Annotated in this window: 25 protein-coding genes; 10 read left to right on the forward strand and 15 right to left on the reverse strand. The window is 57.6% G+C overall.

Annotated features, from left to right (window positions below; genetic code table 11):
- Window positions 1-750, reverse strand: coding sequence for an SDR family oxidoreductase (locus ACMWKA_RS02320; protein WP_013097207.1), 750 nt, complete (start codon window positions 748-750; stop codon window positions 1-3).
- 100 nt (window positions 751-850) lie between these two features.
- Here ACMWKA_RS02320 and ACMWKA_RS02325 point away from each other — a divergent pair, with 100 nt between their 5' ends.
- A complete protein-coding gene (locus ACMWKA_RS02325; RefSeq protein ID WP_013097206.1) occupies window positions 851-1,210 on the forward strand; it encodes a winged helix-turn-helix transcriptional regulator in 360 nt (119 codons plus the stop codon).
- Window position 1,211: 1 nt separating this feature from the next.
- Here ACMWKA_RS02325 and ACMWKA_RS02330 read toward each other — a convergent pair whose 3' ends face one another.
- Together ACMWKA_RS02330 and ACMWKA_RS02335 are read right to left on the reverse strand one after the other, a co-directional pair.
- Window positions 1,212-2,006, reverse strand: coding sequence for an SDR family NAD(P)-dependent oxidoreductase (locus ACMWKA_RS02330; protein WP_226836135.1), 795 nt, complete (start codon window positions 2,004-2,006; stop codon window positions 1,212-1,214).
- Window positions 2,007-2,131: 125 nt separating this feature from the next.
- On the reverse strand, window positions 2,132-2,575 hold the full coding sequence (locus ACMWKA_RS02335; RefSeq protein ID WP_414759959.1) for a winged helix-turn-helix transcriptional regulator: 444 nt from the start codon (window positions 2,573-2,575) through the stop codon (window positions 2,132-2,134).
- Window positions 2,576-2,727: 152 nt separating this feature from the next.
- Here ACMWKA_RS02335 and agp point away from each other — a divergent pair, with 152 nt between their 5' ends.
- Complete coding sequence (gene agp, locus ACMWKA_RS02340) at window positions 2,728-3,969, forward strand: bifunctional glucose-1-phosphatase/inositol phosphatase (RefSeq protein ID WP_414759960.1); 1,242 nt, start codon at window positions 2,728-2,730, stop codon at window positions 3,967-3,969.
- 32 nt (window positions 3,970-4,001) lie between these two features.
- Here the strand turns inward: agp and ACMWKA_RS02345 are convergent, their stop codons facing one another.
- Window positions 4,002-4,229, reverse strand: a complete 228-nt coding sequence (locus tag ACMWKA_RS02345) for a YccJ family protein (protein WP_008499832.1) — start codon at window positions 4,227-4,229, stop codon at window positions 4,002-4,004.
- Between the two features lie 18 nt (window positions 4,230-4,247).
- The gene (wrbA, locus tag ACMWKA_RS02350; protein ID WP_025755888.1) at window positions 4,248-4,844 is read right to left on the reverse strand and encodes an NAD(P)H:quinone oxidoreductase; all 597 of its coding nucleotides are present in this window, start codon (window positions 4,842-4,844) and stop codon (window positions 4,248-4,250) included.
- 391 nt (window positions 4,845-5,235) lie between these two features.
- Between wrbA and ACMWKA_RS02355 the strand changes: the two genes are divergently transcribed.
- A complete protein-coding gene (locus ACMWKA_RS02355) occupies window positions 5,236-5,406 on the forward strand; it encodes a general stress protein (protein ID WP_013097201.1) in 171 nt (56 codons plus the stop codon).
- 120 nt (window positions 5,407-5,526) lie between these two features.
- Window positions 5,527-6,420: a DMT family transporter gene (locus tag ACMWKA_RS02360; RefSeq protein ID WP_248056485.1), complete on the forward strand. Its 894-nt coding sequence runs from the start codon at window positions 5,527-5,529 to the stop codon at window positions 6,418-6,420.
- Window positions 6,421-6,455: 35 nt separating this feature from the next.
- Here the strand turns inward: ACMWKA_RS02360 and rutG are convergent, their stop codons facing one another.
- The 7 genes from rutG to rutA are packed head-to-tail and all read right to left on the reverse strand — an operon-like array spanning window position 6,456 to window position 11,896.
- Complete coding sequence (rutG, locus tag ACMWKA_RS02365; protein ID WP_013097199.1) at window positions 6,456-7,784, reverse strand: pyrimidine utilization transport protein G; 1,329 nt, start codon at window positions 7,782-7,784, stop codon at window positions 6,456-6,458.
- A 21-nt stretch (window positions 7,785-7,805) separates the two neighbouring features.
- The gene (rutF, locus tag ACMWKA_RS02370) at window positions 7,806-8,300 is read right to left on the reverse strand and encodes an NADH-dependent FMN reductase RutF (protein WP_013097198.1); all 495 of its coding nucleotides are present in this window, start codon (window positions 8,298-8,300) and stop codon (window positions 7,806-7,808) included.
- Between the two features lie 9 nt (window positions 8,301-8,309).
- Window positions 8,310-8,900, reverse strand: coding sequence for a malonic semialdehyde reductase (locus ACMWKA_RS02375; protein WP_414759961.1), 591 nt, complete (start codon window positions 8,898-8,900; stop codon window positions 8,310-8,312).
- 9 nt (window positions 8,901-8,909) lie between these two features.
- Window positions 8,910-9,710 (reverse strand): pyrimidine utilization protein D, encoded by an 801-nt coding sequence (gene rutD, locus ACMWKA_RS02380; RefSeq protein WP_048972204.1) that lies wholly within the window; start codon window positions 9,708-9,710, stop codon window positions 8,910-8,912.
- Between the two features lie 7 nt (window positions 9,711-9,717).
- Window positions 9,718-10,104 (reverse strand): pyrimidine utilization protein C, encoded by a 387-nt coding sequence (gene rutC / locus ACMWKA_RS02385; protein WP_013097195.1) that lies wholly within the window; start codon window positions 10,102-10,104, stop codon window positions 9,718-9,720.
- An 11-nt stretch (window positions 10,105-10,115) separates the two neighbouring features.
- Complete coding sequence (gene rutB / locus ACMWKA_RS02390) at window positions 10,116-10,805, reverse strand: pyrimidine utilization protein B (protein WP_013097194.1); 690 nt, start codon at window positions 10,803-10,805, stop codon at window positions 10,116-10,118.
- On the reverse strand, window positions 10,805-11,896 hold the full coding sequence (rutA, locus tag ACMWKA_RS02395) for a pyrimidine utilization protein A (protein WP_414759962.1): 1,092 nt from the start codon (window positions 11,894-11,896) through the stop codon (window positions 10,805-10,807). The genes rutB and rutA overlap by 1 nt, the downstream gene beginning before the upstream one ends.
- A gap of 242 nt (window positions 11,897-12,138) precedes the next feature.
- Between rutA and rutR the strand changes: the two genes are divergently transcribed.
- Entirely contained in the window at window positions 12,139-12,777 is a 639-nt protein-coding gene (gene rutR, locus ACMWKA_RS02400; RefSeq protein ID WP_013097192.1) for an HTH-type transcriptional regulator RutR, read from the forward strand.
- A 68-nt stretch (window positions 12,778-12,845) separates the two neighbouring features.
- Here the strand turns inward: rutR and ACMWKA_RS02405 are convergent, their stop codons facing one another.
- Together ACMWKA_RS02405 and putA are read right to left on the reverse strand one after the other, a co-directional pair.
- Window positions 12,846-13,235 carry a lysozyme inhibitor LprI family protein gene (locus ACMWKA_RS02405; protein WP_029882762.1) on the reverse strand — a complete coding sequence of 130 codons (390 nt, stop codon included), beginning with the start codon at window positions 13,233-13,235 and terminating at the stop codon, window positions 12,846-12,848.
- A 101-nt stretch (window positions 13,236-13,336) separates the two neighbouring features.
- Window positions 13,337-17,299, reverse strand: a complete 3,963-nt coding sequence (gene putA, locus ACMWKA_RS02410; protein WP_038419081.1) for a trifunctional transcriptional regulator/proline dehydrogenase/L-glutamate gamma-semialdehyde dehydrogenase — start codon at window positions 17,297-17,299, stop codon at window positions 13,337-13,339.
- Window positions 17,300-17,721: 422 nt separating this feature from the next.
- On the opposite strand from putA, the gene putP reads away from it, so the two are divergent.
- Window positions 17,722-19,230 carry a sodium/proline symporter PutP gene (gene putP, locus ACMWKA_RS02415; RefSeq protein ID WP_029882760.1) on the forward strand — a complete coding sequence of 503 codons (1,509 nt, stop codon included), beginning with the start codon at window positions 17,722-17,724 and terminating at the stop codon, window positions 19,228-19,230.
- A 117-nt stretch (window positions 19,231-19,347) separates the two neighbouring features.
- Entirely contained in the window at window positions 19,348-19,767 is a 420-nt protein-coding gene (locus tag ACMWKA_RS02420; protein WP_095440289.1) for a DUF3574 domain-containing protein, read from the forward strand.
- Between the two features lie 70 nt (window positions 19,768-19,837).
- Here ACMWKA_RS02420 and ACMWKA_RS02425 read toward each other — a convergent pair whose 3' ends face one another.
- Complete coding sequence (locus ACMWKA_RS02425) at window positions 19,838-21,022, reverse strand: NupC/NupG family nucleoside CNT transporter (RefSeq protein ID WP_095440288.1); 1,185 nt, start codon at window positions 21,020-21,022, stop codon at window positions 19,838-19,840.
- 250 nt (window positions 21,023-21,272) lie between these two features.
- Here ACMWKA_RS02425 and efeU point away from each other — a divergent pair, with 250 nt between their 5' ends.
- The 3 genes from efeU to efeB are packed head-to-tail and all read left to right on the forward strand — an operon-like array spanning window position 21,273 to window position 24,566.
- Window positions 21,273-22,106: an iron uptake transporter permease EfeU gene (gene efeU / locus ACMWKA_RS02430; RefSeq protein ID WP_013097186.1), complete on the forward strand. Its 834-nt coding sequence runs from the start codon at window positions 21,273-21,275 to the stop codon at window positions 22,104-22,106.
- A gap of 43 nt (window positions 22,107-22,149) precedes the next feature.
- The gene (efeO, locus tag ACMWKA_RS02435; RefSeq protein WP_045902810.1) at window positions 22,150-23,277 is read left to right on the forward strand and encodes an iron uptake system protein EfeO; all 1,128 of its coding nucleotides are present in this window, start codon (window positions 22,150-22,152) and stop codon (window positions 23,275-23,277) included.
- Between the two features lie 5 nt (window positions 23,278-23,282).
- Window positions 23,283-24,566, forward strand: a complete 1,284-nt coding sequence (gene efeB / locus ACMWKA_RS02440) for an iron uptake transporter deferrochelatase/peroxidase subunit (RefSeq protein WP_029882758.1) — start codon at window positions 23,283-23,285, stop codon at window positions 24,564-24,566.
- Window positions 24,567-24,996: the final 430 nt, after the last annotated feature.

Below are 24,996 nucleotides of genomic sequence, written 5' to 3' on the forward strand. Positions count from 1 at the left end.
TTACAAGCTTCCCATTCCGCCGTCCACCAGCAGTTCCGTTCCTACCGTATAGCTGGATTCGTCGGAGGCCAGATAGAGCGCGGCTTTTGCCAGCTCCGTCGTCGAGCCCATTCTGCCCAGCGGCACAAGCTTGATGATCTCCGCCATCATCGCGTTAAGCGTTTCTTCGCTTAAGCCCGTTTTCGTAAAGGCCGGGGTTTCTACCGGGCCGGGGCTCAGACCGTTAACGCGAATGCCGCGCGGTAACAGCTCTGCTGACAGTGTGCGTGCCAGCGACAGCAGGGCGGCCTTGCTCGCGGCATACACGCTGCTGGTGGGCAGGCCGATGCGCGCGCTTACGGAGCCGCACAGGATCACCGAGGACGGATTATTCAGCAGCGGCAGCAGCGCCTGAATTAAAAAGAACGGTCCCTTCAGGTTGATGCCCATCAGACGATCCCAGGCCTCTTCCTGCCACGCTTCCAGCGGCGCGTGCGTCACGTCGCCGGCGTTGAGAAACACCGCGTCCAGGCGTGGCCAGCGGGCGGCAAGCGTCTCCGCCAGCGCTTTTTGCGAAGCAATATCTCCCGCATCGGTCGGGATCACCCAGGCCTTATCGCCCAGAATGCGCTCTGCTTCGGCGAGCGTTTCCGGGTTACGACCGGTGACGGCGACATGCGCCCCTTCGGCGAGAAACACCTGCGCAGTGGCAAGGCCAATGCCGCTGGTTCCGCCGGTAATCAGCGTATATTTACCTGCTAAACGACCCATGTTCTTCTCCTGAAATGTCTCTGGAGAAAGCACTATAGAAACGTTAGTATCGAAAGGAAACCAGGTACCAATTGGATACTAATGCGGCAAGAGGTGTGCTATGGCGGAATTGCTCGATATACGTTGTGAAAAAAATTCTGAGGTTTATGTCTGCCCGATGACGCAGTTTGTGAACCTGATTTCCGGGAAGTGGGCGATCCCTGTTCTTTATCGCCTGATTATCCTCAATGCGCCGGTACGCTTTGGCGATCTGCTGCGCGCTACCGCCCCCATCACGCAAAAAGAACTCACGAAGCAGCTCAGGCTGTTCGAACAGCGCGGGCTGGTGTCGCGCACGGTTTACCCGGAGATCCCACCGCGCGTGGAGTACCAGATAACGGGGCTGGGGTTGACCCTGCAAGGGGCGCTCTCGCCGCTGGCCGCCTGGATGAGTGAGTACGGCGACCAGCTTGAGCGTTAGCCTACTGTTTTACATAGCGCGGCGCCGGGATGCCGGTGCGGGCGCTGTTAAACAGTTCCAGACGTGCCGTTTCGTAGCGATCCCACAGGCTGGCATCATGCATTGGCGGAATGGTAATCAGCTCGCCCTGATCCAGACCCGCCAGCGAAGCATCCACCATATCGTCAGTGGTCATCACCGAGCCTTCCGGCAGATCGTTCACCGTCACGCCGGAATGCTGCCAGATTTCTGTTGCCGTTGCGGCGGGTAACACGGCCTGAATACGCAGATTGCTGTCGGCAAACTCCTCCTGTAACCCACGGGTAAAGCTGAGCACCCAGGCTTTGGTGGCGCTGTACAGCGCGCTGCCTGCACGCACGTGCAGGGACAACACCGAGGCGATATTGATAAGCGTACCGTGGTTATTCTGCGCCAGGCGCGGCAGGATCGCATAGGTCAGACGCATCAGCGCCGTGGTATTGAGGGTGTTAATGGCCTGATGCTGGGCCACATCGCCCACGAGGAACGGCGCCATCTGCGCGGTGCCGGCGTTGTTAATCAGCGCATCAATGGCGGTATTGCTACGCAGTTCGTCTTCTACCGCGCGGATCCCGGTTTCATCGGTGAGATCGGCCACCAGAATATCGACGGTCACGCCATAGCGCGCGCGCAGGTCGGCGGCGAGGGTTTGCAGCCGATCCTCGCGGCGGGCGACCAGGACCAGATTAGCGCCGCGCGCGGCAAGGCGATCGGCATAGACGGCACCAATCCCGGAAGAGGCACCCGTAATCAGGGCGGTAGTGATTTGCGTAGTCATCGTGTGTTACCTCAAAGCAAAGTGGGTTATTTGGTTTCAATATGAAACTTAAATCACTGTCTGTTATTTGGTTTTATAATGCAACTATATTGGTGGTCATTTTGTGCTTTTGCCGTCGGGAACGATCAGGAGGGGAGTTTGGCCACGATCTCTTCAGGCGTAAGTTCGCGGCCATTGTCGGCGATAAGCAGCAGTTTACGCAGCGGTTTGCGCTGTTCGCTATCAACGAGAACGGTGCCGCATTCGTTTTCCGCGAACAAAAATTCATTGCCCCACTGGGACAGGGCAACCAGCACCGTCTGGAGTGCGCGTCCCTTGTCGGTCAGAACGTATTCCTGCCAGGCGCTGCCGTCGGAGGCGGGCTGGAGCCGGAGGATGCCTTCATCGACCAGCAGTTTTAGCCGCGCGGTCAGCATGTTTTTCGCGATACCGAGGCTTTTCTGGAACTCGCCGAAGCGTTTAATCCCACGCAATGCGTCGCGAACAATCAGCAGCGACCACCAGTCGCCGATGATATCCAGCGAACGGGCGACAGGGCAGGTACTCTCTTCAAGACGGGTGCGTTTCACAGGCAAATCTCCGGGCGTATGTAGTTTTATTATAAAACTAATCTGCTCACCGGGTAAGCGTGTTATTCATCAGTTTGAGAAATGCTTCCCGGAAAATTGTCACGGATCTGTCACACTGAACGCGACATTTTAAAACGAGTGAGGAATTAGGGATGAGAAAAGCACTACTCGCGATGGCCGTAGCCGGTCTCTTTTCAGCAGCCTCCGGGGTGCAGGCGCAAGAGACGCCGGAAGGGTATCAGCTGGAGCAAGTTTTAATTATGAGCCGTCACAACCTGCGCGCACCGCTCGCCAATAACGGCAGCGTGCTGGAGCAGTCCACGCCAAAGCAATGGCCTGAATGGGAAGTGCCGGGCGGTCAGCTCACTACCAAAGGTGGCGTGCTGGAGGTTTACATGGGGCACTACATGCGCGAGTGGCTGGCCCAGCAGGGGATGGTGAAGACGGGAGAGTGCCCGCCAGCAGATAGCGTGTATGCTTACGCCAACAGCCTGCAGCGCACCGTCGCCACCGCGCAGTTCTTCATTACCGGCGCGTTCCCGGGGTGCGATGTTCCTGTGCATCATCAGGACAAAATGGGCACCATGGACCCAACCTTTAATCCGGTAATTACCGATAACTCACCGGAATTCCGCGAAAAAGCGCTCAAGGCGATGGAGTCCGAGCGGCAAAAAATGCAGCTTGCTGAAAGCTACCGGCTGCTGGAGCAGATGACGAACTACGCCGATTCACCGTCATGCAAAGAGAAAAAAGTCTGTTCACTGGCAGACGCGAAAGATACCTTCAGCGCCGACTACGAAAAAGAACCGGGCGTTTCCGGGCCGCTAAAAGTGGGCAACTCGCTGGTGGATGCGTTCACGCTGCAGTATTACGAAGGCTTCCCGGCCGACCAGGTGGCCTGGGGAGAGATCAAAACCGACCAGCAGTGGCGCGTATTGTCGAAGCTGAAAAACGGATATCAGGACTCGCTGTTTACCTCAACCGAGGTGGCGCAAAACGTCGCCAAACCGCTGGTGAAGTATATCGATAACGCCCTGGTGACCGATCAGGCAAAAGCGCCGAAAATCACCCTGCTGGTGGGGCATGACTCCAACATTGCTTCTCTGCTGACGGCGCTGGACTTCAAGCCGTACCAGCTACATGACCAGCAGGAGCGCACCCCAATCGGCGGCAAAATTGTCTTCCAACGCTGGCACGACAAAAACGGCAACCGCGAGCTGATGAAAATTGAGTATGTGTATCAGAGCTCAGAGCAGCTGCGTAACGCCAGCGTGCTGTCGCTGCAGTCTCCGGCGCAGCGCGTGACGCTGGAACTGAAGGGGTGTCCGGTGGATGCGAACGGTTTTTGCCCGATCGATAAATTTAATACGGTGATGAACGACGCGGCGAAATAAGATAATCCCCCCGCGCAGGCGGGGGGAAACGCTCAGACGTTTTTACGTTCGATGGTTTGCTCACCCCAGAAGAGCGAGTCTTTGTCCGTTTTTTCGAAGGCGCGTACCAGCACTTCATCATTGCCTTCTTCCCAAATCTGCTCTGCCAGTTTTTCGTCGTATTTCGCGACTTCAAAAATGGCTTCGGCGATCTCCGGAGAGGTATTGCGTAAACTTGCCCATTCGCCCACGTGGTGAGCTTTGGATTCTTGAGTTGGCATGCTTGTCCTCCTGTTGAGTTAGCCGTTCAGTTTTTTGGCCAGACCCGCGACATATTCACCCTGATAGCGGGCGATAGCGAGCTCTTCATTGCTCGGCTGTCGGGATCCATCGCCACCGGCAATGGTGGTTGCACCGTAAGGTGTGCCGCCACGTACCTGAGAGATATCAAACAGTTCCTGCGCGCCATAGCCAATCGGTACAATCACCATCCCATGATGAGCAAGGGTAGTCCAGGTTGAGGTAATCGTCTGTTCCTGGCCTCCGCCGGTCCCGGTGGAGCTGAACACGCTGGCGAGTTTGCCGTACAGTGCGCCAGAGGCCCACAGCCCGCCCGTCTGATCGAGGAAGGTGCGCATCTGGCCTGACATATTGCCAAAACGGGTGGGGGTGCCGAAGATAATGGCGTCGTAATCCGCCAGTTCCTGAGGCGTGGCGACCGGCGCATTCTGGGTTTTTCCTCCGGCTTTGGCGAACGCTTCTGCCTGCATGGTTTCCGGTACGCGTTTTACCACAACCTCCACGCCGTCCACTTTGTTTGCACCTTCTGCTACCGCGTGAGCCATGGTTTCAATGTGTCCATACATGGAATAATAGAGCACCAGAACTTTAGCCATTTTGCATCACTCCTCGTTTGTTTTTTCTGACAGCGAATCGCTGCGTTCATTTAAAGATATGACATCACAGCCAGACTGCAAAAATGAACGGCATTTCTTTGATTTATAACAATATGCTGACCATCGCGGCTTGTAGCAAAATGAAACATTTTTACCGCCGACGATTTTTGAAATGATAAGAAAGGCTTATGAATGACCGCCGCGTTTTCTCACCCAAAAGACTGAGATCTTGTTGCAGAATATTAACTACAGCTTGCCGGATACCCTCAGTCCACTAAGCTTAGTTTCACGCGGCACAGATAAAGGCGCTGTCCTTGAGCCGCGAGGTGAAAGAATCCTCTTTTACTGAATGCAATATGATGTCTAATGTTTCACATACTGGAGGTTAGAGATGGCAAACCATCGTGGTGGTTCAGGTAATTTCGCCGAAGATCGTGAAAGAGCATCAGAAGCAGGCCGTAAAGGTGGCCAGCATAGCGGGGGTAATTTTAAAAATGACCCTCAGCGCGCATCTGAGGCTGGCAAAAAAGGGGGTAAAAACAGCCATGGCGGTAATAAGTAAGTCGCCGGGTTGAAAGACCTCTGCCGCCGGGATCTCCCGGCGGTTTTTTTATTTCTGTAACATTGAACTGCAATCAAAGGCATCGCACACTAGTCCCTTCATTCTACGTTCTGGTGCCTCATGTCTGTTTCTCGTTTTACCTTCTCCGTCAAACCTCAGGAAGCGATCCTCATTCTGATCACCATGTTCTGGGGCGGAACATTTCTCGCCGTCCAGTATGCGGTCACCCTGAGCGATCCGTTCTTCTTTGTCGGCCTGCGCTTTGCGACGGCAGCGATTGCCGTGGGGTTGATCTCGTTGAAAACCCTGCGCGGACTGACCCTGCAGGAGTTCAAGGCCGGGGTGGCGATTGGCGTGGCGATTGCCATGGGGTATAGCCTGCAGACGTGGGGGTTACAGTCAATCTCCAGCAGTAAATCGGCCTTTATCACCGCCATGTATGTGCCGCTGGTGCCGTTACTGCAATGGCTGTGTCTGGGACGCCTGCCGGGTGTGATGTCCTGCATCGGCATTGTCCTGGCGTTTATCGGCCTGATTTTGCTGGCCGGGCCGGAAAATAACCTGCTGGCACTGGGGCCGGGCGAGATCATTACTCTGGTGGGAGCCATTGCGATTGCCGCGGAAATTATCCTCATCAGCGCCTGGGCCGGGAAGGTCGATGTTAAGCGCGTCACGGTGGTACAGCTTGCCACGGCGTCGCTGGTGGCGTTCGCGACGATGGTTCCGGCAGGGGAGTCGGTTCCGCCGATGTCTGCCGGGCTGGTGGTGGTGGCGCTGGGGCTGGGTATTTTCAGCGCCATTATTCAGGTGACCATGAACTGGGCACAGCGCAGCGTGTCGCCGACGCGGGCGACGGTGATCTACACCGGGGAGCCGGTATGGGCGGGGATTTTTGGACGCATTGCCGGAGAGCGCTTACCGCTGCTGGCGCTGGTCGGCGCGGCGTTTATCGTTGTTGGGGTGCTGGTGAGTGAGCTAAAGCTCAAAAAACGACGTAAGGCGATTGCCGGGTAAGCGCAGCGTCACCCGGCAAGTAAGGGAGACTTATATCAGGTGGAGGGGGTGATGGCTTCCCCTTGCGCTTCATCCCCTTTCCGGCGGCTCAGCAGGGCATTAAGCAGGATCGCCCCAAAGGTCGCCGTACCAATCCCGCCAACCGTAAATCCGCCCAGCGTCAGGGCAAAATCACCTGCACCCAGCACCAGCGTGACCGCCACCATAATCAGGTTGCTGTTCTGGCTGAGATCGACGCGATGCTGTACCCAGATGCGCGCTCCCGCCACGGCAATCAACCCGAACACCACAATTGATGCGCCGCCGATGACCGGCGAGGGAATGGTGTGGATCAGCGCACCAAATTTTGGTGAGAAGCCGAGCAGCATCGCCATGACCGCCGCCGCCACGAACACCAGCGTGGAGTAGACTTTCGTTACCGCCATCACGCCAATGTTCTCGGCGTAGGTGGTGACACCGCTGCCGCCCACCGACCCGGAGAGCATCGTCGCCAGGCCATCCCCGACAAACGCGCGCCCCATATACGGATCCATACTACGCCCGGTCATGCCCGCCACGGCCTTCAGATGCCCTAAGTTCTCCGCCACCAGGATCACCGCGACAGGGGCGATAAGCATCATCGCCTGCGTGTTAAAGGTTGGCGACGTGATCTGCGGCAGACCGAACCAGGCAGCCTGATGGAGCAGGGTAAAGTCGACAGGCTTGCCGAAACCAAAGACATTGGCCAGCAGGGCGTAGATCAGACAGGCCACAATCAGCCCGACCAGAATCAGCAGACGCTGGACCATGCCGCGGGTGAATACCGCCACCAGACCGATACACAGCACGGTGATCACCGCCATCCAGCTCTCAAACGGCGAGCCGGAGACACTCTTCACGGCAATTGGCGCCAGGTTCAGGCCAATCGCCATCACCACCGCGCCGGTAACCACTGGCGGCATCATTCGCTCGATCCACCGGGTTCCGATCTTCATCACCACGACGCCAATCAGGGTATAGACAAGACCACAGGCGATAATGCCGCCGAGGGCGACGCTGAGGTTGGGGTTGATCCCCTGACCGTTAAACCCGGTGGTGGCGATGACCACGCCGACAAAGGCGGCGCTGGAGCCCAGATAGCTGGGCACGCGCCCGCCGGTGACAAAAAAGAACAGCAGGGTGCCAATACCCGACATCAGAATGGAGAGATTGGGATCAAGGCCCATCAGCATCGGCATCAGCACCGTTGCGCCAAACATGGCGACCGCGTGCTGGACGCCCATCACCAGGGTTTGCCCGAGCGGGAGCCGTTCATCCGGCGCGACCACGCCAGGTTCTGTAGAGGTCGATTTCAACTGCCAGTGGGGAAATCCGAACATTGCCATGAGCTGCTTCCTTAAGAAGGGTTAACAGGCGGGTCGCATAAGCGCGTGGTAGCCGCGGTCAAACCACACCAGCCCCTGCGGGGCAGGGTGGCGGATAATGGACACGATGTCGCAAAACAGAATGTCGTGGGTGCCGACGCTGACCACCTGGCTGATACGGCAATCAAACGAGGCCAGCGCCTCCTCCAGACGCGGGCAGCCCGTCTCGCCCGTCTGCCAGCGGGCAGCGGCGAAGCGATCTTCCATCGGCGTTTTGCCGCCAAACAGGTTGGAGAGTGGCTCCTGTCCGGCGCTCAGGGTGTTGACGCACAGGGTGCGGTTTTCGCTAAACGTCGGCCAGACGGACGCGCCGCGGTTAAGACACACCAATAGCGTCGGGGGCGAGTCGGTGACGCTGCACACGGCGCTGGCGGTGAAGCCCGCTCTGCCAGCAGGGCCGTCGGTGGTGATGATATTGACCGCCGCGCCCACACAGGCCATGGCATCGCGAAAGGTTTGTTTATCGGGTGTCGTCATGATGGCTCCTTACGCCAGCCCGCAGGCGTCTTCAAAGGCCAGGCGCGGCAGACGGCCGTAGAGTTTGCCCACATCGCCATAGCCGATATTGATCAGCAGATTGCTTTTCAGCAGCGTGCCGGTGAAAAAGGCTTCGTCGACTTTTTGCCGGTCAAAACCGGACATCGGGCCGGTGTCCAGCCCCAGGGCGCGACAGGCAAAGATGAGATAAGCGGCCTGCATGGAGCTGTTGCGAAAGGCGGTCTCTTCAGCGTGCGCGGGGCTGGTGGTAAACCAGCTCTTCGCATCCCCGTGCGGGAACAGTTCAGGCAGACGCTCATAAAATTCCGTGTCCCACGCCACAATCGCGGTGACCGGTGCGGTGAGGGTTTTCTCCAGGTTGCCGCTGGAGAGTGCGGGGCGCAGCTTCTCTTTACACTCTGCGCTGCGCACAAACACAATACGGGCCGGGGAACAGTTAGCGGAGGTAGGCCCCCATTTCATCAGGTCGTAGATCTCGCGCAGCGTCTCGTCGCTGACCGGTATGTCCAGCCAGCCGTTGTGGGTGCGTGCGCCGGTGAACAGTGAATCCAGCGCGGCAGAGGTAATGGCTTCGCTCATCGAAACTCCTTATAAAGCGGGTTCATGGCTGTGCAGCAGGCTGGCAAGCCCGTTCAGCAGCAGGGTATTAAACGTTTCCGGCTCGGTGACGTTGCAGGCATGACCGCCCTGGCGCATCACCACGCTGTGGCTGTGCGGGAGCGCAGCCTGCAGCTCAGACGAGCAGACAGAGGGCACCAGCAGGTCATCGGCGGAACAGATAAGGTGTACCGGGCAGGCGATGCGGGCGGCATGGCGGCTAAAATCAGCCTTTTTCAGCGCGTTCAGCCTGCGCAGCAGATTGTTTTTGCCCTGAAAGTGCGCCAGCGCCAGTGCCTCTTCAGCCTCCAGACGCGGTGCGCGAGCGGCCATCCAGTCTGCCGGATAGAGAAACAGCGGCTGCGCCTCTACCCACGCCTGCGCGCCACCGGCATGCAGCAGCCGTTCGCGGATCTGAAAGCAGCGTCGGGTATGGGCATTCAGCGTCAGCCAGCCGTTGACGCACACCAGCGCTTTGAGTGCATCGGGGGTGTCGAGCGCCAGTTGCAGGCCGATCAGCGCCCCCAGCGCATGGCCGACCACACAGTAACGGGTGATGCCGACCGCGGTCAGCGCCTGTGCCAGCTCACCGGCCATCTGCGCCAGGGTGTACTCTTCCGGCAGGGTGTCAGGGTTATTGCCGGTGCCACGCTGGTCGTAACAGACCACCTGATACTCCTGTTCCAGCGCGGCTAGCTGGGGCAACCAGTAGCTGCCGCCCCCGCCGAGTCCGGCAATCAGCACCACGACGGGCGCGCCGTCAAACGGGGGCGGTGAGACGGAGAGCTTCATGGCAGCCTCACTTTCCAATGTGCGCAACGGTGGCGATTTCAACCAGCGCGTCCGGCTTCACCAGCCCGCACTGAATGCAGAAGCGGGCCGGCTTATCGCCGGGGAAGAACTCCGCGTAGATCTCGTTAATCGCGGCGTAGTTTTTCCAGTCGGTGATAAAGATGCTGTTGAACGTCACATCCTCCATCGTGCCACCTGCGGTTTCGATCACGGTCTTGATCGTCTCCAGCACGTGGCGCGTTTGCGCCTTTGGGTCGTTGATAAACACCACGTTGTTGTCTTTATCAAACGGCAGGGTACCGGAGACGTACACCACGCCATCGGCGAGCGTGCCGGGGACAAACGGCGCAATCGGCGTGCTGGTGCCCGGTGGAATAATCACGGATTTCGGCATCGTATGTCTCCTCAGGCGATACGGGCGAGCGGCGGGTTCAGGGCGTCGCAAAAATCGGCGACGTTACTGACCCAGCCAAAAAAGGTTTCGATATTGAACAGCGCCGCTTTCTGGGCAAATTCCGGCCCCGCCTGATGAGTGGCGTCTTCCAGTACCACGCCGAAATACTCGAGGAAGAAGCCGTCGCGCAGGGTCGACTCCACGCAGACATTGGTGGCAATGCCGGTAAAGACCAGATGACGAATGCCCCGGCTGCGCAGCAGGCTGTCGAGTGGCGTGTTGAAAAAGCCGCTGTAGCGCGGTTTGGGCAGCACAATATCGCCTGCCTCCGGCACCAGTTCATCCACCAGCTGATAATCCCAGCCACCTTTAGCCAGCAGCTTGCCCTGCAGTTCGGGCCGTTTGCGCATGGTTTTCAGGGCGTTCGATTTGTGAAAATTGGGCGAGCCGGGGCCACCGGCTTCCACGTATTGATCGTCCCAGCCGTTCTGAAACCAGATGATGAGCATCCCGGCGGCGCGTGCGGCGGCGACGGCGGTTTTGATGTTCTCAATCACCGGCCGGGTAGCGGAGACGTCAAACCCCGCCAGATCCAGATAACCGCCGGGGCTGGCGTAGGCGTTTTGCATATCCACCACAATCAGCGCGCTCTGCGGTGCAGAAAAGGTGATGGCTTCCGGACGGGCATTAAGGGTTGTCATTACGCCACCTCCTTGGTGATGGCAGGAATGTGGGCGCGGCACTGCATCAGCGGCTGAATGCGCTCGCCGAAGGTCTCCACGCCGGTGAGGAAATCGTCGAAGGTCAGCAGAACGCCTTCCGCGCCGGGAACGGCGGCCACTTCGTCGAGCATTCTGGCAACGCTGGCATACGAGCCGACGAGCGTGCCCATGTTGATATTGACAGCAGAGGTCGGGTCGGCCATCTGGCGCACGTTGGTGTCCGCGCCGGAACGGGTATCTTTCTGGCTCTGTTCGGTGAGCCAGCTCAGGGCCTCGTCGTCAGCCCCGTCCTTATAACGCTCCCATTTGGCGCGCGCGGCCTCATCGGTTTCGTCGGCAATGACCATAAACAGCACGTAAGAGCCCACATCACGGCCGGTTTTGTCGGCGGCCTCTTTCATGCGTGCGGCCGTTGGGGCGAAGGCGGCGGGGGTGTTGACGCCTTTACCGAAACAGAAATTGAAGTCGGCGTATTTTGCCGAGAACGCCATTCCCGCGTCGCTCTGCCCGGCGCAGATCACCTTCATTGGTGCAGAAGGCTGCGGGCTGACGCGACAGTCATTCATGGTGAAGTAGTCACCTTTGAAATCGCTCTTGCCGGTACCCCACAGATCGCGCAGCACCTGCACGTATTCGGTAAGGTACTCATAGCGGCGCGAGAAGTACTCATCTCCCGGCCAGAGCCCCATCTGTTCGTACTCCGGCTTTTGCCAGCCGGTGACCAGATTGACGCCAAAGCGTCCCCCGGAGATGGAGTCGATGGTGGAGGCCATCCGCGCGACAATGGCTGGCGGCAGGGTGAGCGTGGCGGCGGTGGCGTAGAGCTGAATCCGTGACGTCACCGCCGCCAGGCCCGCCATCAGGGTGAAGGATTCCAGATTGTGATCCCAGAATTCGGTTTTGCCGCCAAAGCCGCGCAGCTTGATCATCGAAAGTGCAAAGTCGAAATGGTAGTGCTCCGCTTTTTGCACGATGGCTTTGTTCAGCTCAAAGGTCGGCATGTATTGCGGAGCAGTGGTCGAGATAAGCCAGCCGTTGTTGCCGATGGGTACAAATACGCCAATTTTCATCACGAACCTCTCTTCACTACGTTGCAGGTGAACAGGGTTTTGCAAAGGGAGTGCCAGTTTTCAAAATGGCTTTGTTATTAATGTGTTAATCAATGGTTGGTGAATTGAGCGTGACAAAAGTGGACTAAATGGTCAAAAACATTGCACACAAAACAGGCATTCATGCGCGATGGGAGTGCAGGATGTCGTGGCGAGGCGGGGGTTTTGCTATGCTGTTGGCAACGCAGAATAAGGAGAGCGGGATGACACAAGGCGCAGTGAAAACAGCAGGTAAACGTTCGCAGGCGGTGAGCGCCAAAAAGCACGCCATCCTCAGTGCGGCGCTGGAGACCTTTTCACAGTTCGGCATTCACGGCACGCGCCTGGAACAGGTGGCGGAGCAGGCCGGGGTGTCCAAAACCAATCTGCTCTACTATTACCCGTCGAAAGAGGCGCTGTATGTGGCAGTAATGCAGCAGATCCTGGATATCTGGCTGGCGCCGCTAAAGGCCTTTCGTCAGGAGTTCGCCCCGCTGGTGGCGATCAAAGAGTACATTCGCCTGAAGCTGGAGGTGTCCCGTGATTATCCGCAGGCATCCCGGCTGTTCTGTCTGGAGATGCTGCAGGGCGCGCCGCTGCTGAAGGCAGAGCTGACGGGGGATTTAAAACAGCTGGTGGACGATAAATCCGCGATCATCGCCGGGTGGGTCGCCAGCGGCAAACTGGCACCTGTCGATCCGCAGCATCTGATCTTTATGATTTGGGCCGCCACCCAGCACTACGCTGACTTTGCGGCCCAGGTGGAAGCGGTAACCGGAAAGACGCTGCAGGACGAAGCGTTTTTCCAGAGCACTCTCGAAAACGTGCAGCGGATGATTATTGAAGGGATCCGCGTGCGCTAGTTTCCCTCTCCCTAACCCTCTCCCACGGGGAGAGGGGACTGTTCTGTGCTGTCTTTTCTCCCTCGCCCCTATGGGGTGAGGGGACAGCTTAAGTTGCCCTCTTCACACTGCATCAGCGAGGCCAGAAACGCCTCGCGTTCCACGGTTTTCTCCGTCAGGCACTGACTAATGATCATAGGCTGCACACTGCCTCCCTCGGTACCAGAACCGATAAAATTGCAATCCGCATCGCGCAGGGCGATCCACGCCTGCTGCGCCTTTTTCAGCAGGTCACGCTGTGGGGCCGCCGCACGCTTAATGGCGGACTGATAAGTCTGGTTGAGCTTTTTATCAGCGGCCTGGTACTGCTGCGCGCTACAGGTGTTCAGTTCAAGCTGCGTAGTGGCGTTGTCGCACTCGTCGGCCAGCGCGCTGGCGCTCAGCAGCAGGGCGGCGCCTGCGAGAAATACTCTTTTCATCATCCCCTCCGTGTAAAAAAGCCGGATGCGCTGTGCTTATCCGGCCTAAGGTGAAGTTGTAGCCCCGGTTAGCGTAGCGTCACCGGGGAGAGTGTACACGATTACCCGATTGTCATCAGGCTGGCGTTACCGCCCGCTGCCGCGGTGTTGACGCTGAGCGAACGCTCCACGTACAGGCGCTCCAGCAGCAGGTTGGTTTCACCGCGGGCGAAGCCCTGCACCGAAACAATCGCCCCGCTGCGGGCCGCAACCTGCTCGCACAGTTCGCGCAGTTGATCGGAATCACCGTGGTAGATAACCGCGTCAAACGGCTGCGCAAGCAGGGCATCAGGCTTCGCAAAGTGAATGCGGGCAGACACCGCTTTCGGCAGTTGCTTCGCCAGATCGCGGTGCAGACCGTCTTCCGGCCACAGCACTTCACAGCCCGTTGCCATCGCGGCGGCCAGCTGAACCAGCGCATCCTGTTCGTTATCCGCCACGCACAGCACGCGTTCACGCGGCATCAGCGTCCAGGTGTTGCGTTCGCCGGTTGGACCCGGCAGCAGACGCTGCGTGCCAGCCTGCGCCAGCTCGCCGTACTGCTGTGCGACAGCGCGCAGCTCAGGACGTTTTTCCGCCCAGGTGATGAGTGCTTCCAGCGGCTGCGTCAGCACGGTTTTCAGCTGGACATCCACCGGATAGTCCGCGTCCTGGCGTGCCAGCGTCACGCCCAGCGCGCGCTCAGGACGGTTCGCCAGCAGACGGTACAGATAGAGCGGGCCACCCGCTTTAGGACCGGTGCCGGAAAGCCCCTCGCCGCCGAACGGCTGCACGCCCACGACCGCGCCAACCATGTTGCGGTTGACGTACAGGTTGCCCACTTTGGCGCTGCCGGTGACCTGGGCGATGGTTTCGTCGATACGGGTATGCACGCCGAGCGTCAGGCCATAGCCGGAGGCGTTGATCTGCTCAATCAATGCATTCAGGTTGTTACGGTTGTAACGCACCACGTGCAGGACCGGGCCGAAGACCTCTTTTTTCAGCTCGTCGAAGCTTGCCAGCTCGATAAGCGTAGGCGGCACAAAGGTGCCGGTCTGCCACTCGCGGGCATCTTCGCTGTTCTCGCGCACGGCCTGGAACACCGGACGGCCTTTGGCACGCATGGCCTGAATGTGGTTTTCAATATTCGCTTTGGCTTCCGCGTCGATCACCGGCCCGATATCGGTGGTGAGGCGGCCCGGGTTGCCCATGCGGCACTCGGCCATGGCACCACGCAGCATCTTCAGCGTGTGGTCGGCCACGTCGTCCTGCAGGCACAACACGCGCAGGGCGGAGCAGCGCTGACCCGCGCTGTCAAAGGCGGAGGCCAGCACGTCTACCACTACCTGCTCGGTGAGCGCGGAGGAGTCGACAATCATGGCGTTCATGCCGCCGGTTTCCGCGATGAGCGGCGTTGGGCGGCCCTGGGCATCCAGACGGGTGGCGATGTTACGCTGCAGCAGGGAGGCCACTTCGGTCGAGCCGGTAAACATCACGCCGCGCACGCGGTTATCCGCGGTGAGCTTCGCACCCACTGTTTCACCCCGCCCAGGCAGCAGCTGCACCACGCCCGCCGGTACGCCCGCTTCCAGCAGGATGTTAATCCCCTGAGCGGCAATCAGCGGGGTTTGCTCCGCCGGTTTGGCCAGCACGCTGTTGCCTGCGGCAAGCGCGGCGGCAATCTGGCCGGTGAAGATCGCCAGCGGGAAGTTCCACGGGCTGATACAGACCACAGGACCAAGCGGGCGGTGCGTTTCGTTATCGAAATCATCGCGTACCTGGCCTGCATAGTAGTGCAGGAAGTCGACGGCTTCACGGACTTCGGCGATGGCGTTGCTGAAGGTTTTCCCCGCTTCACGCACCAGGATACCGATGAGCGACTGCATCTGATCTTCCATCAGCACCGCGGCGCGTTCCAGAATGGCGGCACGTTCTTGCGGCGGGGTGGCGAACCAGATTGGCGCGTTGTTTACCGCGCTTTCCAGCGCCTGCTCCACTTCCGCTTCCGTGGCTTCACGCACGTAGCCGACAATATCTTTTGGCTCTGCCGGGTTGATCACCGGCTGCATCTCGCCGTCTGCGACCGGCTGTTCCAGCATCGGTTTGGCCTGCCATTTCTGCAGCGCGCTGTTGAGCAGGGCAGAAGAGAGGGACGCCAGACGGTGTTCGTTGGCGAGATCCAGACCCGCCGAGTTGATGCGGCCTTTGCCGTACAGCTCGCGCGGCAGGGCAATCTTCGGATGCGGCAGACCAATCTGGCCTTCCTGAGCCGCCATTTTCTCAACGGCCTGCACCGGATCGGCAACCAGTTCGTCCAGCGGCAGGGTGGTATCGGCAATGCGGTTAACGAAGGAGGTGTTCGCCCCGTTCTCCAGCAGACGACGCACCAGGTACGCCAGCAGGGTTTCATGAGTACCCACCGGAGCATAAATACGGCACGGACGGTTCAGCTTGCCCTCTGCCACTTTACCGGTGACCTGCTCATACAGCGGTTCACCCATGCCGTGCAGGCACTGGAATTCGTACTGGCCCGGATAGTAGTTCTGCCCGGCCAGGGTATAGATCGCCGCCAGGGTATGAGCGTTGTGGGTAGCGAACTGCGGGTAGATCAGGTTTGGTACGCCGAGCAGCTTTTTCGCACAGGCGAGGTAAGAGACGTCGGTGTAAACCTTGCGGGTGTAAACCGGGTAGCCTTCCAGACCTTCCATCTGGGCGCGTTTGATCTCGCTGTCCCAGTAAGCGCCTTTTACCAGTCGGATCATCAGGCGACGACGGCTGCGGCTGGCCAGATCAATCAGGTAATCAATAACGAACGGGCAGCGTTTCTGGTAGGCCTGAATAACAAAGCCAATTCCGTTCCAGCCTGCCAGTTCTGGCTCAAAGCACAGTTTTTCCAGCAGATCGAGCGAGATCTCCAGACGGTCTGCCTCTTCGGCGTCGATGTTGATGCCAATATCATACTGGCGCGCCAGCAGGGTCAGGGATTTCAGGCGCGGGTAGAGCTCTTCCATCACCCGGTCGTACTGCGCGCGGCTGTAGCGCGGGTGCAGGGCGGAGAGCTTGATTGAGATGCCCGGACCTTCATAAATACCGCGGCCGTTGGACGCTTTACCGATGGCGTGGATCGCCTGCTGGTAAGAGACCATGTAGGCCTGCGCGTCGGCAGCGGTCAGGGCCGCTTCACCCAGCATGTCGTAAGAGTAGCGGAACCCTTTATCTTCCAGCTTGCGGGCGTTAGCCAGCGCTTCGGCGATGGTTTCACCGGTAACAAACTGCTCGCCCATCAGGCGCATCGCCATATCCACGCCTTTGCGGATCAGCGGTTCGCCGCTCTTGCCGATAATACGGTTCAGGGAGCGGGAGAGGTTCGCTTCGTTGTGGGTCGAGACCAGCTTGCCGGTAAACAGCAGACCCCAGGTGGCGGCGTTAACGAACAGCGACGGGCTGCGGCCAATGTGTGACTGCCAGTTGCCGTTGCTGATTTTGTCGCGGATCAGCGCATCGCGGGTGGCTTTGTCAGGGATACGCAGCAGTGCTTCTGCCAGACACATCAGCGCCACGCCTTCCTGGGAGGAGAGGGAAAACTCCTGCAGCAGGCTCTGCACCATACCGGCACGGCCGCTGGCGGTTTTCTGGTTACGCAGTTTGTCGGCCAGCTGATACGCCAGGCTGTGCGCCTGCGCGGCGACGGCTTCAGGCAGGCGAGCCTGCTCCAGCAGCATTGGCACGGCGTCCGTTTCAGCACGGCGGTACGCACCGGTAATGGCGGCGCGGCTGACGGACTGCGGCAGGATCTGCTCCGCGAACTCCAGGAACGGCTGATGATTCTCGTCGCCAGCAACCGGCGCGTCTTCGCTCTCATTGGCGGCACCTGCCAGCAGGGCGGGCAGCTCGGGCAGACCTTCGTCGCTCTCAAGCCGTTCGAGATAGTTAAAAATTGCCTGCTTGATTAGCCAGTGCGGCGTGCGGTCAATGCGGGTTGCTGCGGTCTTAATCCGTTCGCGGGTTGCGTCATCCAGCTTAACCCCCATGGTGGTCATGCCCATGCCAAAACTCCTGTTGTTCTTTGATCGTGTTCGGTGGTTAGCCTGAAATATCCACCATGTTGCAACTTTGTGCAACCGTGTTAAATGTGACCCGGCTAGCAAGCTGAAAAATGAATGGATTGTTAACGGATGGTTAGCTGGAAAAAAGCGCTGGCTTCTGCATACGAAGCCTGTTTTTATGCGGTACTTAACACTTTTAGAAGGTGCAACCCGTATAAATGTGAGCGAGTGCAACCTATAGGAAAGACATATAAAACCGGGGATGAATTTGATGTAAATGCAGTGTTAAATCGTTTGTGTGCGAGCACTGCTTACGGCAGGATACGCGCGGCCAACAGAAACACAGATACCCATCACCCCGTTCCGGTGATGACATAACAAGGCAACCCGGACGGTTGTCGCTCGACTTTTGGAGAATTTGAATGGCAATGAGCACACCGATGCTGGTGACATTTCTCGTTTATATTTTTGGCATGATCCTGATAGGGTTTTTGGCATGGCGTTCTACAAAGAACTTTGACGACTACATTCTGGGTGGCCGCAGTTTAGGCCCAATGGTGACTGCGCTTTCTGCGGGGGCATCGGACATGAGTGGCTGGCTGCTGATGGGGCTGCCGGGTGCGATTTTCATCTCCGGCATCTCTGAAAGCTGGATCGCCATTGGCCTGACTCTCGGGGCGTGGATTAACTGGAAGCTGGTAGCAGGCCGTCTGCGCGTGCATACCGAAGTGAACAACAACGCCCTGACGCTGCCGGATTATTTCACCGGCCGTTTCGAAGATAACAGCCGCATCCTGCGCATTATCTCGGCGGTGGTGATCCTGCTGTTCTTCACTATTTATTGTGCCTCCGGCATTGTGGCCGGTGCGCGTCTGTTCGAAAGCACCTTCGGCATGAGCTACGAAACCGCCCTGTGGGCCGGTGCGGCGGCTACCATCCTCTACACCTTCGTGGGTGGGTTCCTGGCGGTAAGCTGGACCGACACCGTGCAGGCGAGCCTGATGATTTTCGCCCTGATCCTGACCCCGGTGATTGTGATCTTCACCGTAGGTGGTTTTGGCGAGTCGCTGGAAGTGATCAAGCAGAAGAGCATTGAAAACGTCGATATGCTGAAAGGGCTGAACTTTGTCGCCATCGTCTCCCTGATGGGCTGGGGTCTGGGCTATTTCGGTCAGCCGCATATCCTGGCGCGCTTTATGGCGGCCGATTCTCACCACACCATCGTTCATGCGCGTCGCATCAGTATGACGTGGATGATCCTCTGCCTGGCAGGGGCGTGCGCGGTGGGTTTCTTTGGCATTGCATACTTCAACAACAACCCGGCGCAGGCGGGCGCGGTAAACCAGAACGCCGAGCGTGTGTTTATCGAGCTGGCGCAGGTGCTGTTTAACCCATGGATTGCCGGTATTCTGCTCTCCGCTATTCTGGCGGCGGTGATGTCCACCCTGAGCTGCCAGCTGCTGGTCTGCTCCAGTGCGATCACCGAAGACCTCTACAAGGCATTCCTGCGTAAAGGCGCAAGCCAGAAAGAGCTGGTGTGGGTAGGGCGCTTCATGGTGCTGGTGGTGGCGCTGGTGGCCATTGCGCTGGCGTCGAACCCGGAAAACCGCGTGCTGGGTCTGGTGAGCTACGCGTGGGCGGGCTTTGGTGCGGCGTTTGGTCCGGTGGTGCTGTTCTCCGTGATGTGGTCGCGTATGACCCGTAACGGCGCGCTGGCGGGGATGATTATCGGTGCGGTCACGGTTATCGTCTGGAAACAGTTCGCGTGGCTGGGTCTGTACGAAATTATCCCGGGCTTCATCTTCGGCAGTCTCGGTATTGTGGTCTTTAGCCTGCTGGGTAAAGCGCCGTCTGCCTCCATGCAGAAACGCTTTGCGGAAGCGGATGCCCATTACCACACTGCGCCGCCGACGAAGCTCCAGGCTGAGTAATTTTTCTTCCTGCACACTGTAAGCCGGGTGAGCGTCAGCGCCACCCGGCTTTTTTCTTGCCAAAATCCGTAATTTACGGTGATATCGCTGCACTTATAACAATGAGGATAGCGAAGCATGACAATCAAAACAGGGTTACTGGCAGCGGCATTCCTGATGCTGGCTGGCTGTACGGCACCGTCGCAGCATATGGCGACTGACACCTGCAAAGTGGATAACCAGATGCAGCAGACCACGCTTTATTTCGGCTTAAATCGTCCGGCCGGGGCGCAGATCACCCCCGACGAGTGGCAGCAGTTTGTTGACCGGGACGTGACGCCGCGTTTTCGTGATGGCTTAACGGTGTTTGATGCGCGCGGACAGTGGCTGGGCAACGACGGTAAAGTGGCGCGTGAGCCGAGCAAGGCGTTGATGCTGATCCACGGAAAAGATGCGCAGAGCGAGAAGAACATTGAGGCGTTACGCGGGATCTATAAATCCCGCTTTGCGCAGGAGTCGGTGATGCGGGTCGATCAGCCGGTGTGTGTGCAGTTTTAAAGAAAACGGCGGGATAACCCGCCGTTGTTGTATCGTAGGCCGGGATCGCTGCGCGCCACCCGGCATCACATCACAGCACCAGGCCCGCAAAGCTCGCCGACAGCAAACTCACCAGCGTCGCGCCATACACCAGACGCAGACCAAACCGCGACACCACGTTGCCCTGCTGCTCGTTCAGGCCCTTGATTGCACCTGCGACAATACCGATAGAGGCGAAGTTGGCGAACGACACCAGGAACACGGATAAAATTCCCAGCCCGCGCGGTGACATCTGATGCGCAATTTTTTGTAGCTCAATCATCGCCACAAATTCATTCGCTACCAGCTTAGTTGCCATAATACTGCCGGCATTTAAGGCATCGCCCAGCGGAATACCCACCAGCCACGCCAGCGGATAAAACACATAGCCCAGGATCTGCTGGAAGCTCATACCAAATACGCTGGAGAAGAGGGCGTTAATGGCGCTAATAAGCGCAATAAAGCCAATCAGCATCGCCAGAATAATCATCGCCACTTTAAAACCGGCCAGAATATACTCGCCCAGCATTTCGAAGAAGCTCTGGGATTCATGCAGTTTTTCGAGCTTAATATCCGGCTCCGCTTCCGGGCGAACCGGGTTGATGACGGAGAGAATAATAAAGGTGCTGAACATGTTCAGAATGAGCGCCGCCACCACAAATTTAGCGTCGAGCATGGTCATATAGGCACCGACAATCGACAGGGAGACGGTCGACATGGCCGTGGCCGCCATGGTGAACAGACGACGTGACGAGAGATCGCCCAGTACGCCCTTGTAGGCAATAAAGTTTTCAGACTGTCCGAGGATCAGCGAACTCACCGCGTTAAAGGATTCCAGCTTGCCCATGCCGTTCAGTTTTGACAGCAGCGTGCCAATCAGCCGAATAAAAATCGGCAGAATGCGCCAGTGCTGAAGAATACCAATGAGTGCGGAGATAAAAATAATCGGGCAAAGCACGCCGAGGAAAATGAACGCCAGCCCTTTTTCACCCATTCCGCCAAAGACGAAATTGGTCCCTTCGCCGGCAAATTTCAGCAGTGATTCAAAGAAACCGGAGATGTATTTAATCAGGAATAACCCGCTTTCGGCGTGCAGGAAAAAGAACGCCAGCGCAATTTCAATAACGATCAGCTGTAAAACAAAGCGAATGCGAATTTTTCGGCGGTCAAAACTTACCAGCCAGGCAAGCGCAAGAATAATCACCAGCGCCAGCAGGAAATGGACAATCTTAAACATGGTTTATTTTCGGTTAGTTTGCGAGGCGGATATTTAGCCACAGCGCTGATTAACCGTAAATGGGCATTTTCGTTATACCTTATAAACCGGAACGTCACGAGCGCAACTATTACCCCGCGATGCGTTTACAACTCGTCATCAAAAACCACACATTTCGCTTGTTTTTCTTATCGCCGTAATGATAATCACTATCACAAGAATTTACCTTTCTTTGCATCAGTTGACCGCGATAAACATTTAAGGTGTCTGCATGTTTGTTCCATTTCTCATTATGTTACGCGAAGGCCTGGAAGCGGCCCTCATTGTTAGCCTCATCGCCAGTTATCTGAAGCGAACCCAGCGCGGACGCTGGATTGGGGTGATGTGGATAGGGGTTTTCCTCGCCGCTGCGCTCTGTCTGGGCCTGGGCATTCTGATCAATGAAACCACCGGTGAATTCCCGCAGAAAGAGCAGGAGCTGTTCGAAGGTATCGTTGCGGTGATAGCGGTGGTGATCCTCACCTGGATGGTGTTCTGGATGCGTAAAGTCTCGCGTAACGTGAAGGTGCAGCTGGAGCAGGCGGTAGATAATGCCCTGCAGAAGGGAAATCATCACGGCTGGGCGCTGATCATGATGGTTTTTTTCGCCGTGGCGCGTGAAGGTCTGGAATCCGTATTCTTCCTGCTGGCTGCCTTTCAGCAGGATGTGGGGATCTGGCCACCGCTGGGGGCGATGCTGGGGCTGGCAACGGCCGTGGTGCTGGGTTTCCTGCTCTACTGGGGCGGCATTCGCCTGAACCTGGGGGCCTTCTTTAAATGGACCAGCCTGTTCATTTTGCTGGTGGCCGCAGGGCTGGCGGCAGGGGCGATCCGCGCTTTCCATGAGGCGGGTCTGTGGAACCACTTCCAGGATGTGGCGTTCGATCTTAGCAATGTTCTTTCTACCCATTCACTGACCGGCACGCTGCTCGAAGGGATCTTCGGCTATCAGGAAACGCCAAGCGTCAGTGAAGTGGCGATGTACTTTATCTATCTTATTCCGGCGCTGGCGCTGTTCTTTATGCCATCGCGCCCCAGTGCTCAGCCGTCGCGTACTGCGCCCTGATGTGCTTACTGTAGTTACAACATACTTTTAAAAGGGAAGGGTCATGGCAATTCAATTTCGTCGTAGTGCGTTACAGGTTGGTGTGGCAGCGCTTGTTGCTTCTGCCTTCGCCGCTCAGGCTGCTGATATTCCACAGGTCAAGGTGACGGTGAATGATAAGCAGTGTGAGCCGATGACCATTACGGTCAACAGCGGTAAGACACAATTTATTATTCAGAACCACAGCCAGAAAGCGCTGGAGTGGGAAATTCTCAAAGGCGTGATGGTCGTGGAAGAGCGCGAAAATATCGCGCCGGGCTTTAGCCAGAAAATGACGGCTAACCTGCAGCCGGGTGAATATGACATGACCTGCGGTCTGCTGACCAACCCGAAAGGTAAGCTCATCGTTAAGGGGAATGCCACAGCGGATGCCGCGAAAGGCACGGCCCTGCTGAGCCTGGGCGATGCCATCACCGCTTATAAAGCGTACGTCGTCAAAGAGACGGCAGACCTGGCGGCGGGAACCAAAGCCTTTACGGATGCGGTGAAAGCGGGCGATATCGACAAAGCTAAATCCCTGTATGCGCCCACCCGTCAGCACTACGAGCGCATTGAGCCGATTGCGGAGCTGTTCTCCGATCTTGATGGCAGTATTGATGCCCGTGAAGACGATTACGAGCAGAAAGCGGCCGATCCAAAATTCACCGGCTTCCACCGTCTGGAGAAAGCCCTGTTTGGCGATAACTCCACCAAAGGGATGGAGAAGTATGCCGATCAGCTCAACAGCGACGTGCTGGAGCTGCAAAAGCGCATCAGCGAGCTGGCCTTCCCGCCATCTAAAGTGGTGGGCGGTGCGGCCGGACTGATTGAAGAAGTGGCCGCCAGCAAAATCAGCGGTGAAGAAGATCGCTACAGCCACACTGATCTGTGGGATTTCCAGGCGAACGTCGATGGCGCGCAGAAAATTGTTAACCTGCTGCGCCCACAGCTGCAGAAAGAGAACAGCGAGCTGCTGGCAAAAGTGGATGCCAACTTTAAGAAAGTCGACACAATTCTGGCGAAGTACCGCACCAAAGACGGGTTTGAAACCTACGACAAACTGACCGACGCCGACCGTAACGCGCTGAAAGGCCCGATTACCACCCTGGCGGAAGATCTCTCCCTGCTGCGTGGCGTACTGGGTCTGGACTAAGCACGATGAACAAGCATGACGAATACGACGTGGCAGAACCGTCACGTCGTCGGTTGTTGAAAGGGGTAGGGGCGCTGGGGGGCGCATTTGCCCTGGCCGGAGGGTGTCCGGTGGCGCATGCGGCAAAACCGCAAAGTGCGCCCGGTACGCTGTCACCGGATGCCCGTATGGAGACGCAGCCTTTCTATGGCGAACATCAGGCGGGCATTCTGACACCACAGCAGGCCTCCATGATGCTGGTGGCCTTTGATTCGCTGGCAAGTGATAAAGCTGACCTGGAGCGCCTGTTTCGCCTGCTGACCACGCGCATCGCGTTTTTGACTGCAGGGGGACCGGCGCCAGAAACGCCAAATCCACGACTGCCGCCTATGGACTCGGGGATCTTAGGGTCGTTCATCGCCCCGGATAATCTGACCATTACGGTGTCGCTGGGCGAATCGCTGTTTGATGAACGTTACGGGCTGGCAAAACAGAAGCCGAAAGCGCTGCAAAAAATGACGCGTTTCCCGAATGATTCTCTGGATGCTGCTCTCTGCCACGGCGATCTGCTCCTGCAGATTTGCGCTAACACGCAGGACACGGTGATCCACGCTCTGCGGGATATCATCAAACACACGCCTGATCTGTTGAGCGTGCGCTGGAAGCGGGAAGGGTTTATCTCTGACCATGCTGCACGCAGCAAAGGCAAAGAGACGCCGGTGAACCTGCTGGGCTTTAAGGATGGCACCGCCAACCCGGACAGCAGCAACGGCGCGCTAATGAAAGAGGTCGTCTGGGTCACAGCCGATCAGGGTGAGCCTGCCTGGGCCGTCGGCGGGAGCTATCAGGCGGTGCGGGTGATTCAGTTCCATGTGGAATTCTGGGATCGCACGCCGCTTAAAGAGCAGCAGACGATCTTTGGCCGTGACAAGCAGAGCGGGGCGCCGCTTGGCATGAAGCACGAGCATGATGTGCCGGATTACGCCAGCGATCCTAATGGCGATACCATTGCGCTGGACAGCCATATCCGGCTGGCGAATCCGCGCACTAAAGAGACGCAGTCAAGCCTGATGATGCGCCGGGGCTATAGCTACTCGCTGGGGGTGACCAATTCCGGTCAGCTGGATATGGGGCTGCTGTTTGTCTGCTATCAGCACGATCTGGAGAAGGGTTTCCTCACCGTGCAGAAGCGATTAAACGGCGAAGCGCTGGAAGAGTACGTTAAACCTATCGGCGGCGGCTATTTCTTCGCGCTGCCCGGCGTGCGCGATTCGAACGCCTGGCTCGCGCAAGGGCTGATAGAAGCCTGATAATTGTCCCTGCGATAGTTCGCGGGGACATTATTTTTTCATATGACTATCCCTCTGTTATATTTCTGTAATATTCCTGTATGAGACTGTTTTCAACTGCAGGAGCAGTCTTAAAAGTTGCATTCAGGTAAAATAAATGTTGCATTTATGATAATCCCTGATGTACTTAAGATAAGACAGCGGTAGTTCCCGGCAGTGATGCTGAATCACTATGGAGATCGCGAATGGTATCGTCCTGTACTGGACAAGGTAAACACAACAACCGCAGTACCCGGCGCGGAGGCTCAGACTCCGGCAGCGATTTCCTCACCACTAAATTCTCCCCTTCTATTCAGAAACCAGATTCTACCGACGTGCAGAATGGTGCGCGTAGCTATTCTGTATCGTTATCCGGCAAGGCAAGCAATGGCTTACAAGGAAGCCAACCCTC

This window comes from Enterobacter sp. 03-F-07-AD-ECC, from assembly GCF_047530935.1.
GTDB classification, from domain to species: Bacteria; Pseudomonadota; Gammaproteobacteria; order Enterobacterales; family Enterobacteriaceae; genus Enterobacter; species Enterobacter cloacae.